Origin of the sequence: Serratia sp. FGI94, assembly GCF_000330865.1 — a bacterium.
Taxonomy (GTDB): domain Bacteria; phylum Pseudomonadota; class Gammaproteobacteria; order Enterobacterales; family Enterobacteriaceae; genus Serratia_B; species Serratia_B rubidaea.
In genome coordinates this window covers 1993172-2005964 of the sequence record NC_020064.1, presented here as the reverse complement: position 1 = coordinate 2005964, position 12793 = coordinate 1993172, and the positions used below count along the sequence as shown (strand labels likewise).

Here is a 12793-nt window from a genome sequence, read left to right as displayed (position 1 = left end):
CCGGTAACATTATTCTGGAGAATCGGCTATTACTTGTATATACATATACAGATGCCCTAATCAACAGTAAACTGATGTTAGTATTTTTTTATTTGACGAGGTTAACGTCGTGGTTGATCAACAGAGCGTGTTACAACTGGCTACGGCCATGAGCGATACCCCCGCCCCCATCTACCAGCGGGTGAAACAGGCGATCGTGGATCAAATCCGCGCCGGCCACTGGCAGCCGCACCAGCGCGTCCCGTCGGAGAGCGAAATGGTGGCGGAGCTGGGCGTCAGCCGCATGACCATCAACCGTGCGCTGCGCGAACTGACCAGCGAAGGCTTTCTGGTGCGCATGCAGGGCGTCGGCACCTTCGTCGCCGAAGCCAAGGCGCACACCGCACTGCTGGAAGTGCATAACATCGCTGACGAAATCGCCGCCCGCGGCCACCGCCACAGCAGTAAGGTGCTGCAGGTAACGGCGCGCACCGCCAGCGACGAAGAGGCCACCGCGCTGGGCATGGCGCCGGGCCAGCAGCTGTTCTATTCGCAGATCGTCCACTATGAAAACGAGATGCCGGTGCAGTTGGAAAACCGCTGCGTCAACCCGCTGGCCGCCCCCGACTATCTCCAGCAGGATTTCGACCGGGTGACGCCCTATACCTACCTGACGCAGGCCGCCCCCATGACCGCTGGCGAGCATATCGTCGAGGCGGTGGTCGCCAGCAAACAGGAACGCGAGCTGCTGCAACTGGAAGAGCGCGAACCCTGCCTGCTGATCCATCGCCGCACCTGGTCGGGCAAAACCGTGGTCACCTCGGCGCGGCTGCTGTATCCCGGCAGCCGCTATCAACTGTTCGGCCGCTTCGACGTCTAATCCTGCCTGCGGGGTGCCGCGCCGCCCCGCCGCTTATGCCCGCCATAGCGCAAATTCCATCATCCAAATCACTTACCGCGGGATCCCTGCATTTGCCGCCTCCTTCTATTTGAATGATTTCGGCTATGGCGATCACATTTCAGTAACAAATTATCCCTTCCGCCTCTTGCCCGCCGCCGATGAATGCGCTAGCTTGTGTTTAATTGTATATACAAGCAAGCGGAGCGGGAAAAGATGACCAGCGAGATTCACTGCGACAGCCTGTGGCACGGGGCGGATATCGTCACCATGCGCGAGGGCAAATACCATATTCTGCACGACGGCGCGCTGGCGGTGCGCGACGGTAAAATCGTCTGGATCGGCGAATACGCCGCGCGTCCGGCGATTACCGCAGATGAAACGGTGAAATTCGAGGGCGGCATCATCACTCCCGGCCTGGTGGATTGCCATACCCATCTGGTGTTCGGCGGCGACCGCAGCGCGGAATTTGAACAGCGGCTGAACGGCGTCAGCTACGCCGAGATCGCCGCGCAGGGCGGCGGGATTATCTCCACCGTCAACGCCACCCGCAACGCGCCGGAAGAGCAGCTGCTGGCGCAGGCGCAGTTCCGCCTGCGGCCGCTGCTGGCGGAAGGCGTAACCTGCGTGGAGGTCAAGTCCGGCTATGGGCTGACGCCGCAAAGCGAGCTGAAAATGCTGCGGGTGGCGCGCCGGCTGGCCGAGACGCTGCCGGTCGAGGTGAAAACCACCTGTCTGGCCGCCCACGCCCTGCCACCGGAATATGCCGGCCGCGCCGATGACTATATCGATCTGGTGTGTGACACCATTATTCCCGAAGCCGCCGGCGCCGGCCTGGCCGACGCGGTCGACGCCTTTTGCGAACATCTGGCCTTTTCGCCGCAGCAGGTGGAAAAAGTGTTTACCGCCGCCGAGCGCGCCGGGCTGCCGGTGAAACTGCACGCCGAGCAGCTGTCCGCATTGGGCGGCAGCGCGCTGGCGGCGCGCCACCGTGCGCTCTCCGCCGACCATCTGGAGTACGCCACCGAGCAGGATGCGCAGGCGATGGGCGCCGCCGGCACCGTCGCGGTACTGCTGCCGGGCGCTTACTACCTGCTGCGCGAAACCCAGTGTCCGCCGGTCGAGCTGTTCCGCAAGCATCGGGTGCCGATGGCAATCGCCAGCGACGCCAACCCCGGCACCTCGCCGGCGCTGTCGCTGCGGCTGATGATGAATATGGCCTGCACCCTGTTCCGCCTGACGCCGGAGGAGGCGCTGGCCGGCGTTACGCTGCACGCCGCCAGAGCGCTGGGGCTGCAGGAGAGCCACGGCTCGCTGGAGAGCGGCAAGGTGGCGGACTTCGTCCACTGGCCGCTGTCGCGACCGGCTGAACTGACTTATTGGCTGGGCGGACAGCTGCCCTGTACGGTGATTTTCCGAGGAGAGGTACGTTAATGACCATTCGCGATCCGTTTCATTTCCAAACCGGCAGCCTGCCGCTGCTGATCAGCATTCCCCATGCTGGCACGCAGCTAACGCCAGCCGTTGAGGCCGGGCTGACGCCCGATGCGCACGCGCTGCCGGATACCGACTGGCACATTCCCCAGCTGTATGATTTTGCCCGCGACCTCGGTGCCAGCATACTGGTGGGCAACTACTCGCGTTTCGTTATCGATCTCAACCGCCCGGCGGACGATAAGCCGCTCTACAGCACCGCCACCACCGGGCTGTATCCCGACGTGCTGTTTAACGGCGACCCCAGCTTCCTGCCCGGCAAAGCGCCGGACAAGCAGGAGCGCGCCGGCTATCTGCAGCAGATCTGGCAGCCGTATCACCAGCAGTTGCAGGATGAACTAACCCGGTTGAAGGCGCAGCACGGCTATGCGCTGCTGTTTGACGCCCACTCCATCGCCTCGGTGATCCCACGCCTGTTCGACGGCAAGCTGCCGGATCTTAACCTCGGCACCAACGACGGCGCCAGCTGCGCCGCCGCGCTCAGCGACCGGCTGGTGGCCTGCTGCGAACGGCAGCAGCAGTTCAGCCACGTGCTGAACGGACGCTTTAAAGGCGGCTATATCACCCGCGCCTACGGCAAGCCGGCGGAAAATCAGCATGCGGTGCAGCTGGAGCTGGCGCAGGTCAATTATATGTCCGAACGGTATCCGTTCGCCTTCGACGCCGCGCGCGCCGCGCCGCTGCAGCGTCTGCTGAGCCAGATGATCGACAGCATGGTCGACTGGGGCGCGCAGCAGCGCTGAGCCGTCCCTCCAGCCCGGAGAACCGCAGCCGGGCTGGCACTCTCCCCCGCCTCTGCACGGCGTAATCTGCGCTCTGTATCGCAAATTTCGACAAACTTCTCCGATCTGCCGCCAACACCGCACAAAACGGCGGATGCCGTGCGGATGGCTGCGCCACAATCGAAGCAAAAGCGCCGCTGACGCGGCGAGATAACAGACCGGCCGACGCCTTTGCCTGCGCGTACGGACCGGCGGTGGCGGCGTTTTGCGCCCTGTTTGACACAACTCTGGAGGATAACTATGTCTGACACCCAGCTACGCTGGCGTGACGCCCGGGCTACGGCCGAGCGATTGCTGGCCGACTGGCGCCTGCCGGGCGAACCCGGCGGCGCCATTACCCTGTTCGATACGCAGCGTACGCAGGCGGTGGTGTGCGCCGGTCAGGCCGATCTGGCGCGCGGCGAACCCTTTACCGCCGACAGCGTGGTGCGCTACGCCTCGCTGACCAAGCATATCTTCGCCGCGCTGGCGCTGAATGCGACCGAAGGCACGCTGCGCCTTGACCAGCCGTTGGGAGAACTGCTGCCGCAGCTGCGCGGTGAGCCGGCCGCGGTCAGCGTCGGCCAGGCGCTGGACATGACCGGCGGCCTGCCCGACGTGCGTGAAACGCTCGGGCTGCTCGGCATTTCCGGCTACAGCGTCAGCCACGCGGAGCCGGTGATGACGTTTATCCAGGGACTGAACCGCCTGAACTTTCCGGCGGGCAGCGAAGTCAGCTACAGCAATACCGGTTACCGGCTGGTGGAGGCGGCGCTGCAACAGCGGGGCTATCGCTTTGCGCAACTGGTTCAGCAGCATATTTCGCAGCCGCTGCAGCTGGGCTGGCAGGCGCCGGAAAGCTGGTTCGATATCGTCCCCGGCCTGTCGCCCGGCTACTGGCGCGCGCCGCAGGGCTGGCAGCAGAGCAGCGCCGGTCTGCATCTTTCCGCTTCGGGCAGCCTGACCGGCAGCATCGGCGATCTGACCCGTTGGCTGCAGGCGCTGCTTGGCGACCGCGACGTGGCCGCCGGCGTCCTGCAACAGCTGAGCGCACCGCGCTATCTGACCAACGGCCAGCCCAGCGCCTACGGGCTGGGGTTGGCGCGCACTCCGCTCGGCCCGCATCTGTTATTGGGCCACGGCGGCTCACTCGCCGGTTATAAAACCTATTTTCTGCTGGCGCCGGAGCGGCAGGTTGGTATGGCGCTGGTCGCCAACCGCGAAGACTGCGACAGCACCAGCATCGCCCTGCAGGTGATGGCCGCCCTGCTGGGGGAAGCGCTGCCGCCGCGCAGCCGCGCCATTCCGGACGGCATCTACGCAACGCTGGCGGATCCCTACTGGCTGGAGGTCAGCAACGGCAACGTCGCCTACCTCGGCTGTGCGGAGACCTTGTATCAGGCGGAGGATGGCTATGCGGTTTCGCTCCGCGCCCAGCGGCCGATGCGGCTGAAATGGAACGGTGAAAGCATTGACGGTGAAGTGGGCCACGTCGCCCGCACCTTCTGGCCGGTGCAGACCAGCGGCCGCTGTTTGCAGCACGTGCAAGGCACCTGGTACCACCCGCACTACCGCACCGCCTTTGAAATCCGCGGCGACCAGGTGCATATCGGCGTCGGCCCGGCGGCGCATATCGGCACCCTCAGCCCGCTGGGCGACGGCCGCATGCTGGTTGAAAGCCGCGACGGGCCGTGGTTAAAACGTTTTTGTCTCTACTTCCGCGGTTACAGCGTCGATCTGATCGCCGAGGGCAGCCGGGTGCTGACCTTCAGGCGCGGTAGCGGCAGCCACGCGGCATAACGCGCCCTGCTTAACGGCCATTGAGCCTGACCATCAACAGCGCATCAAACAGCCGCTGCTTATCCGCAGCGGTTAAATTCACTTGCTGAATCGCTTGAATAAAGGCCTGACGCTCGCTCTCGGCGATCGGCCCCTGCCGCAAGCGCTGCGCCAAGCGCTGCAGAATCTTGTCGCTCAGACGGGCAATCTCTGGCCGGACCTTCTCCAGCGGCTGCGGCTGCCAATCCGTTTCCGGCTGCGCCAGCCAGTCAGCCCGGTAGCGATACTGGATGGCCTTGGCCGCATCCATCTGCGCGACGATAAACGGCTTCACCGACTGCGGCTCCAGCCCCAGCTTTTCCGCCTGCGCCTGCGTGTTGGCCAGCACCTTGCTTTCCTGCGCCAGATCCTCAATCGGCAAATGCTGCTGCGCCTTATAACCGGCCACGTCTTTCATCAGCGCCAGACGCTGGTTCACCACGTCGGCGATCGACGCGCTATTATCGGCAAGCGCGGAAAAGCTGCACAGCAGCCCCGCCATCAGACAGATTTTCAGCATAATTCCTCGTTTATCCTCATTGTTCGTCCGGCAAATATAATCCACCGCCTGCGACGGGTCACATCATTTATTGAACCGCAGAAAAAAGCCCCGCGCGAGAGCTGAAAACGTTAACTCACTGACGGCTCACCTTTCAATGTTGCAAGACGTTTGTAATTTTCCGATGCGCTGCACAACGCGATGCGATAGGCGTAATGATTGCTCTGCTCATCCACCCCAATAGCCACATAAGCACAACGGTTTTTACGGTATGCCTCCCAGGATTGCTGGTCACGCTCGAAAGCGTCCTGGTAAAGGCCGGCGTGGGTTTTCTTTAATTCAGCCCGGATTTGCGCAACTCGCGTGGTTAATTTCGTCTCAGAATCGTCAAGCAGACGCCCGGCACATTCCATATCGCCGTAATAGCCATCTTCTTGTTTGATATCCTGGCACATGCTGGGATGATCCGTTTTCAACTCATCCAGAGATTGCGCCGCGAATGAAAACATTGGCAAGACCGCTAAGACTAACAGGTATTTTTTCACTTACCGCTTCTCCCTCGGTTCAATTCCAAATGCCCTATCCGATTTCTGTTCTTCTCATCGGTAATCAGCTCACTACTTTTTATAAATTGAATAAAATAATCGATATCGTTTTTAGCCGCCGCAGGCATCGTTGTTACACCTTTGTACCCTTGATATACCACATCAACCAGAACGTCACGAATAGCGGGGTGAAGATCCTTCCACGCCGCGCGGCCTTCAATGTGTACCGTCTTGGCGTTATAAACCGCTTCAGCACGTCGTTCATAAACAGGATAAGTCGAATTAAATAAATTAACTTGCTGCTGCTCCGTTATCTCACCAATTCTGTTCCTGTTCCGTTTTACAAAATCATCAGCCTGCTTCCCTCTAAGCCCTACACCTAATGATATTGCCTGTGCTTGAGCCGGAGCGATCCCCGCACGGGTTAAATCGACAAACACTTCCTGCTGTGAACGACTGCCGATATCATACCCACGCCCGATGGTAACGCCTGAGATCCCCATCCGTGGAAAATGAATAACCCGGCTATAGAACAATGATTCCCTTATATTATTACCTTCCGCGTTAAACGTTAACAAACCACGATTAACGCCGATACTTGCCGTATCCGCCACCATTAACCTCCTTATTCACATGGTTTTAGGCAATTTATGTCTCTTCCCGGTCATTGGCAAGTCATGTCATTAAATTCAAAAGGTTAAACCATGTAAGTGCGAATGGGCCGGTCAAAATCCGCCCAATAACATACTTAATAGCCTTTAAACCGGAGCCGGCTTATGCAGAGTGCCAAATAGGCGTTAACAGGCTGAGGGACAGGTATGACGGAGCACGTCATTAGGGAAAGAGAAAGCGATAGCAGGCAGGGATTTTCAAGCATCAATAAAGCCGCAGCTCAATACGTTGTTCAACGTTTCAGCTGCGGCTTGGGAAAGCGATTACGGCAAACGGCTTAGTCAAATACACCGTTAATCACCGAGGCGACCAGCGCGGTGCTCAGAGCGATCAGCACCAGGTTGTCGCCCACTACGCGCCACTCATAGCCCGGGTATTGCGGCAGCTGACCCAGCAGTGAGGCCGGTACGGTTTTCTTGGCGATGCCCGGAGGCAGCGGCTTGCCGCGCGCCAGGTTTTTCGCAATCCCCGGCGGCAGTGACTGATAGCCGGTCAGGCCGTAGTTCAGCGCCAGCGCGCGGGCGCGGTCATAGGACAGATCGACATGCACCAGGCCACGGTCATCCGCGTAGTTGCCGCGTTTGCCTTTGTTGCCATGCTCGTCGCTAAAGCCTTTACCATTGCCTTTACCGTTACCGTGCGGGTTATCGAACCCTTTGTTGCCATGGTTACCGCCGTTACCGTGGTTACCGCTGTTGCCGTGGCCGTTACCGCCGTTGCCGTTTCCGCCCTTATCGGCGAACACCGGTGCGCTGCTGACGCCCAGAGAAGCGATCAGCGCCAATGCCGTGATGGTCATACGACGTTTTTTCATGTTGTAACATCCTCGTTTGGGGAATTGTGCTGACTATAAGTATAATTTACCCCACAAAGAATGAGGAAAACTCTTATATTTGCACTATTGCTTTCCTAATCATCCATGCATCGGCGTTAATCATCCGTCTGACGGAGGATTATCCCGCCATCCGCTGATAATAGCGTATCAACGCATAATTATTCAGCGCTGCTGACGTCATAACTAAAATGTACTTGCGACGCCGCCGGTGTTCCAGTAGTTTGAATCATGCGCCGCTGGAGGGAGCCATCCTTACCGTCATGGCGCGCCTCACACAGCGTCATTTCATCTATACAGTCTATTAATCATCCGTTTCCCGCGCGGTATGCGGGATCTTTTTTCTATGGTAATCAATACCCTTAGCAAAACTAAGTGTTGAGATTTTGTTGTCGATATCTTAAATTTGTTCTCGGAGAAACCTTACCTCCCGTAACGCGCTGACAGGCCGTTCTCGGGCGCTCAGGAGCAAAAGCAATGCAAATGACACTCATGGAATACATCACGCGGCATTTCAACGGCGACCTTAATCGTTATGCACAAGCGGAAGGCGTAAGCTGTGAACAAATCATCAAGTGGATTGACAACGAATGCTATGTCATTAAAGGGCGGCTCTTTATGCCGGTCAAACACTTGCCCAGCCAGAAAGCCTAAGTGATAAACAAAAAACCCCGCTGTGCGGGGTTTTTTATTGCGCGGGATCAGAAGTTGTAGCCCACCACCAGGTAGTAACCCCAGCCGGTTGACTTGATCGGCCCCTGCGGCGTGCCGATGTCCACGCCATCCTGCCACTGACCGCCGTTATGGAAGTAACGCGCCACGACCGAGTAGTGCCAGTGGTCATAGTTCAGCGCCAGAATATGGCTGGAGGCGATGGAGTTGCTGGTGCGCGCCTGACGGCCGTTCACCGTAAAGTCATCCTTGCCCAGATCGGAGCCAAAATCGAAGTTGGTGAAACCGATATAGCTCAGGTTACCGCCCCAGACCTGGGTCAGCGGCACGAAGTACTTAATCTTGAAGCGGTAGCCGTCCCAGCTGTTTTCATTGGCCGCACCGTAGTTCTGCCACTGGTATTTGGCATAGATGTTCATCGACAGGCTCATCGGCAGGCCGGTATCGATATCGGTGCCCAGACCCATATACCAGGTGTTCTGACGCGACGCCTTGTTGCGGCCCATATCGTAGATATAGTTGTTGGCGAAGTACCACTCTTTAAACGGCCCAAACGCCAGGCTGGTGCCGGTCAGCTTGTCGATGGAGAAACGCGGTTCGATCTCCATAAACATCGGCGAACCTTTATCCCAGATGCCGCGGTCCGGAGTGTTGCCGACGCCGAAGAATTTCGGCACGTCAATGTAGCCGTAGAAATCGAACCATTCGTGCTTGGCGAAAGCTTCATATTCCAGGTAAACGTCGTTGTTAAGCTGTGGTCCGAAGCGGGTATGGTAACTCCCCACCACGTTCACACTCTGGTGCCACCAGTCTGAAACAAACTCGCTGTCTTTGCTATCCGCCATTGATGATGCGCTGTAAGACGTCGCAAGAAGTACGCCTGCTGCGAGAGCTATTTTTTTCATTTCATTACCACATGCTTAAAGGGCTATTCGCTGCCCGTTAGAAAAAGATGACAAATAAGTCTGAACCCTACAGGGTGTAAACAAGCGTTAACCACTCAGCTCACCGGCGCATTATAGAAATCTCCGGCGGTAGGAATCTGTGATCCAGGCACCTGTTTTGCGAATAGGTAATCGATTGCGTTCACATTTGTCAAATTATGTTTCACGAAAATTCATAATCAATGTGATTTTTATCATCAGTGGCGTTTTTTCAGACAAAAACATGGTTCTGACAGCCAGGCAGGCGGAGGACGCGTCAAGGATAAGCAACGTTTATGGAGAGCATCTGAAGTTTCGTCGGCCGGCCTGCGCCGCCGACGAAAAGAGAAGAGTGACACAGAGCGCCGCACGCGCTGAGCAAACTGCCTCAGCGTGCGCCCGGCACCGCCTTGGCGATATTTTCTTCGCGGAAGACCACCTCGTCGCCGCGCGCTATCTCCCACTCCTGCGGCGGGATATCTATTTTCGGCGCGGCGGCCACCACCGCGCCATAAATCTGCCGGCCTTCGCGACGCAGGATGTTTACATCAAGTTGATATTCATGCCGTAAATTGGCCGTCGTCAGCCGTACGGTGTCGCCGTACATAAACGTCTGATCGTCAATCGCCGGCTGGGGAAGAAACTGGATATCACTGCGCATGGTTCACGTTCCTTCAACAAGAAGACGTTCTATGAGCTTAGCCTAATTTTTCCGCCAGGACGCTGTTTGCGGACGAAAATCGCTCGCTTTGCGCACCGGCGTACGGCGCGCTCGGCAAACAATTACGGCAGCGGCTGACGCTCAAACTGCGGCGGCGGCTGGCGGAAGCGTCGGGTCAGATAGGCCAGATACGCCACGCCCATGCCGGCCCAGCACAGCCCCATGGTCAGCGAGCTTTTCTCCAGGTTCAGCCACAGCACGCCGACGGTCAGCGCCCCCACCAGCGGCAGGAACAGAAACTGGAAGCGGTCCTTCCAGGTTTTGTTACGCCCTTCGCGGATAAAGAAGTGGCTGATCACCGACAGGTTAACAAAGGTGAAAGCCACCAGCGCGCCGAAGTTGATCAGCGCGGTGGCGGTGACCAGGTCGAACGACAGTGCAGAAAGCGCCACCGCGCCGACCATCAGCACATTCAGCGCCGGGGTGCGCCATTTCGGGTGCACATAGCCAAACAGCTTTTCCGGGAAGACGTTGTCGCGCCCCATCACATACAGCAGACGCGAGACGCTGGCGTGCGACGCCAGTCCGGAGGCCAGGGTGTTGATAAAGGTGGTGCAGAGAAAAATCGACTGGAACAGCTTGCCGCCCACGTACAGCGCAATTTCCGGCAGCGCCGCGTCCGGCTCCTTGAAGCGCTCGATAGTGGGGAAGAACAGCTGGATAAAGAACGATACGCTGATAAAGATTACGCCGCCGTACAGCGCGGTGAGGAAAATGGCGCGCGGGATCACCCGGGCGGCATCGGGCGTCTCTTCGCTCAGGGTGGTGACCGCATCAAAGCCCAGAAATGAAAAACAGAGGATGGTGGCGCCGGTAATAATCGGCAGCAGGTGCGCATTTTCGCTGATAAAGGGCTGCAGACTCCAGACGGTGCCGACCCCTTCCCCCTTATGCAGCCCGTGTACCACCAGCACAATAAACACCACGATGATCATCACCTGCGCCAGGACGAACAGCGTATTAAAGTTCGCCACGATATTGACGCTCTTCAGGTTGATGGTGGTCATGATCGCCACAAAGCCGACCACCCATACCCACGGAGGGACTTCCGGGAACAGCGCGGTCAGGTAGATTTTCGCCAACAGGGTGTTAATCATCGGCAGGAACAGGTAGTCCAATAGCGACGACCAGCCGACCAGAAAGCCGACGTGCGGGTTGATCGCCTTTTGCGCGTAGGTGTAGGCCGAACCGGCGGTGGGAAACTGACGCACCAGCTTGCCGTAGCTGATGGCGGTAAACAGCACCCCGGCCAGCGCAAACAGATACGACGCCGGCACGTGGCCGTCGGTAACGCCGGACACAATGCCAAAGGTATCAAACACCGTCATCGGCGTCAGATATGCCAGCCCCATCATTACCACTTGCCATAGCTTCAGCGATTTACGCAGTTGCGGTTTGCCCGCGCCGTTACAGTCGATGGCCTCTGCCGTCATGGGTCGTTCCTCGTCGGCGTCCTGTACGCCTGATTAGGAATAGTACCGGGCGCGCGGCCTCGCCGGCCACAGGAGAGCCGGCGAAATGCGCCAGACGCGCGCGGTGCGTGACATTGAGCGGATCAGGCGTTTTTCAGCATCCACTCAATCTCGGTTTCGGTGATCAGACGCTCAAACTGCAGCAGCTCATCGTTTTTACAGGCCAGATACACATGGCTGAAGCGCTCGCCCAGCAGCGTTTTCCACAGCGGCTGTTGGGCAAAGGCGCTGAGGGCCGTCGCTCTGGCGGATCGGGAACGGCAGCCCTTCCTGCTCGAGGCCGTTGCCGGTAACCGGTTCAGGCAGCGGCAGCGGGTTTTCCAGGCCGTATACAATCCCCGCCAGCAGCGCCGCCATCACCAGATACGGGTTGGCGTCCGCGCCGGCCACGCGGTATTCCACCCGGTGGCTGTCGCGGTCGCCGCAGGGAATGCGCAGCGCCACGGTGCGGTTGTTATGCCCCCAGGACGCCTGAGTCGGCACGTACATGCCCGGCTGGAAACGGCGATAGGCGTTAACGTTCGGCGCCAGCAGCGCCATCGAGGACGGCATCAGCGCGATCATCCCCGCCAGCGCCTGCTTCAGCAGCGCGGAATCTTCGCCCTGCTCATCGGCAAACACGTTCTCGCCGTCGGCATCCAGCATGCTGATATGGATATGCATGCCGCTGCCGGCGTGTTCTTCATAGGGCTTGGCCATAAAGGTGGCCTGCATCTCATGCTTTTCCGCCACCGTGCGGATCAGACGCTTAAGCGCCAGCGCATGGTCGCAGGCCTGCAGGACGTCGCCGGTATGATGCAGATTCACCTCAAACTGACCGGGCGAGGCTTCCGCCACCGCGCCGTCCGCCGGAATGCCCTGCAGCCGCGCCAGCTCATCGATCTCACTCAGCACGTCGGCAAAGTGGTTCAGGTTATCCACCGAATACACCTGGCTCTGGGTGTTGCGCTCCTGGGTGCCCGGCGCACACGGCGGCTGCAGATAACCTTCCGCATCGCGCTGGCGATCGATGAGATAGAACTCCAACTCTACCGCTACCACGGGCGACAACCCGCGCTGCCGCAGGCGCTGCCAAATCCGGTTCAGCACATTGCGTGGTTCAACGTCAAAGGGAGTGCCATCTTCATCCAGCATGGTGAGCTGCACCTGGGCGATATACTCCGGGTCGCTGGCGGAGGGCGTCAGCGTGCCCGGCACCGGCACGCAGACCCGATCCGGCTCGCCCAGCTCCTGCCCCAGCCCGCTCTCTTCCACCACATTGCCCAGAATATCCATGGCGAACACCGAAGCCGGGAAATAGCAGCCCTTCTCCAACTTGTTCAGGCCCGCCACCGGAATGCGTTTACCACGGAAGCCGCCGTTCAGGTCGGTCAGCAGGACATCAATATGCTGGGTCAAAGGATAACGTTCCAGATAGTGATTCACCTCCCGCTGGAAGGTGGTACTTCGCCGTTCTTCGTTGTGCTGCACAAAGTTTTCCACTGTTACGATATTGGTCTGCATGAGT

Annotated in this window: 12 protein-coding genes and 1 pseudogene; 5 read left to right on the top strand and 8 right to left on the bottom strand. The window is 58.9% G+C overall.

The genetic code is table 11. From position 1 onward, the window contains the following. Positions 1 to 109: 109 nt before the first annotated feature. From hutC to D781_RS09125, 4 genes are all read left to right on the top strand, one after another. Positions 110 to 859: a histidine utilization repressor gene (hutC, locus tag D781_RS09140; protein ID WP_015672033.1), complete on the top strand. Its 750-nt coding sequence runs from the start codon at positions 110 to 112 to the stop codon at positions 857 to 859. Positions 860 to 1093: 234 nt separating this feature from the next. Then, entirely contained in the window at positions 1094 to 2311 is a 1218-nt protein-coding gene (hutI, locus tag D781_RS09135; protein ID WP_015672032.1) for an imidazolonepropionase, read from the top strand. After that, positions 2311 to 3114, top strand: coding sequence for an N-formylglutamate deformylase (gene hutG / locus D781_RS09130; protein WP_015672031.1), 804 nt, complete (start codon positions 2311 to 2313; stop codon positions 3112 to 3114). The genes hutI and hutG overlap by 1 nt, the downstream gene beginning before the upstream one ends. A gap of 279 nt (positions 3115 to 3393) precedes the next feature. Beyond that, positions 3394 to 4932, top strand: coding sequence for a serine hydrolase domain-containing protein (locus D781_RS09125; RefSeq protein WP_015672030.1), 1539 nt, complete (start codon positions 3394 to 3396; stop codon positions 4930 to 4932). Between the two features lie 10 nt (positions 4933 to 4942). On the opposite strand, the gene D781_RS09120 is transcribed toward D781_RS09125, so the two are convergent. The 4 genes from D781_RS09120 to D781_RS09105 all read right to left on the bottom strand — a co-directional run bounded on the left by D781_RS09120 (position 4943) and on the right by D781_RS09105 (position 7480). Next, positions 4943 to 5470 (bottom strand): chorismate mutase, encoded by a 528-nt coding sequence (locus D781_RS09120; RefSeq protein ID WP_015672029.1) that lies wholly within the window; start codon positions 5468 to 5470, stop codon positions 4943 to 4945. Between the two features lie 110 nt (positions 5471 to 5580). After that, complete coding sequence (locus D781_RS09115; RefSeq protein ID WP_015672028.1) at positions 5581 to 5994, bottom strand: lysozyme inhibitor LprI family protein; 414 nt, start codon at positions 5992 to 5994, stop codon at positions 5581 to 5583. Then, positions 5991 to 6611, bottom strand: coding sequence for a pesticin C-terminus-like muramidase (locus D781_RS09110; protein WP_051032579.1), 621 nt, complete (start codon positions 6609 to 6611; stop codon positions 5991 to 5993). The genes D781_RS09115 and D781_RS09110 overlap by 4 nt, the downstream gene beginning before the upstream one ends. Positions 6612 to 6943: 332 nt before the next feature. Further along, positions 6944 to 7480, bottom strand: coding sequence for an anti-virulence regulator CigR family protein (locus tag D781_RS09105; RefSeq protein ID WP_015672027.1), 537 nt, complete (start codon positions 7478 to 7480; stop codon positions 6944 to 6946). Positions 7481 to 7975: 495 nt separating this feature from the next. Here D781_RS09105 and D781_RS23960 point away from each other — a divergent pair, with 495 nt between their 5' ends. Next, entirely contained in the window at positions 7976 to 8152 is a 177-nt protein-coding gene (locus tag D781_RS23960) for a hypothetical protein (protein ID WP_015672026.1), read from the top strand. 47 nt (positions 8153 to 8199) lie between these two features. On the opposite strand, the gene D781_RS09100 is transcribed toward D781_RS23960, so the two are convergent. The 4 genes and pseudogenes from D781_RS09100 to D781_RS09085 form a co-directional block, all read right to left on the bottom strand. Further along, entirely contained in the window at positions 8200 to 9075 is an 876-nt protein-coding gene (locus D781_RS09100; RefSeq protein ID WP_015672025.1) for a nucleoside-specific channel-forming protein Tsx, read from the bottom strand. 406 nt (positions 9076 to 9481) lie between these two features. Then, positions 9482 to 9754 carry a hypothetical protein gene (locus D781_RS09095; RefSeq protein WP_015672024.1) on the bottom strand — a complete coding sequence of 91 codons (273 nt, stop codon included), beginning with the start codon at positions 9752 to 9754 and terminating at the stop codon, positions 9482 to 9484. Positions 9755 to 9876: 122 nt separating this feature from the next. Continuing rightward, positions 9877 to 11247: an APC family permease gene (locus D781_RS09090; protein ID WP_015672023.1), complete on the bottom strand. Its 1371-nt coding sequence runs from the start codon at positions 11245 to 11247 to the stop codon at positions 9877 to 9879. A 122-nt stretch (positions 11248 to 11369) separates the two neighbouring features. After that, positions 11370 to 12789 (bottom strand): annotated as a pseudogene (locus tag D781_RS09085) (glutamine synthetase family protein). Between the last annotated feature and the right edge of the window lie 4 nt (positions 12790 to 12793).

What these genes read in the sequence shown, in the direction of transcription:
- hutI (WP_015672032.1), top strand. Translation starts at nt 1,094, where the DNA reads ATGACCAGCGAGATTCACTGCGACAGCCTGTGGCACGGGGCGGATATC.
- hutG (WP_015672031.1), top strand. Translation starts at nt 2,311, where the DNA reads ATGACCATTCGCGATCCGTTTCATTTCCAAACCGGCAGCCTGCCGCTG.
- D781_RS09125 (WP_015672030.1), top strand. Translation starts at nt 3,394, where the DNA reads ATGTCTGACACCCAGCTACGCTGGCGTGACGCCCGGGCTACGGCCGAG.
- D781_RS09120 (WP_015672029.1), bottom strand. Translation starts at nt 5,470, where the DNA reads ATGCTGAAAATCTGTCTGATGGCGGGGCTGCTGTGCAGCTTTTCCGCG.
- D781_RS09110 (WP_051032579.1), bottom strand. Translation starts at nt 6,611, where the DNA reads ATGGTGGCGGATACGGCAAGTATCGGCGTTAATCGTGGTTTGTTAACG.
- D781_RS09105 (WP_015672027.1), bottom strand. Translation starts at nt 7,480, where the DNA reads ATGAAAAAACGTCGTATGACCATCACGGCATTGGCGCTGATCGCTTCT.
- D781_RS23960 (WP_015672026.1), top strand. Translation starts at nt 7,976, where the DNA reads ATGCAAATGACACTCATGGAATACATCACGCGGCATTTCAACGGCGAC.
- D781_RS09100 (WP_015672025.1), bottom strand. Translation starts at nt 9,075, where the DNA reads ATGAAAAAAATAGCTCTCGCAGCAGGCGTACTTCTTGCGACGTCTTAC.
- D781_RS09095 (WP_015672024.1), bottom strand. Translation starts at nt 9,754, where the DNA reads ATGCGCAGTGATATCCAGTTTCTTCCCCAGCCGGCGATTGACGATCAG.
- D781_RS09090 (WP_015672023.1), bottom strand. Translation starts at nt 11,247, where the DNA reads ATGACGGCAGAGGCCATCGACTGTAACGGCGCGGGCAAACCGCAACTG.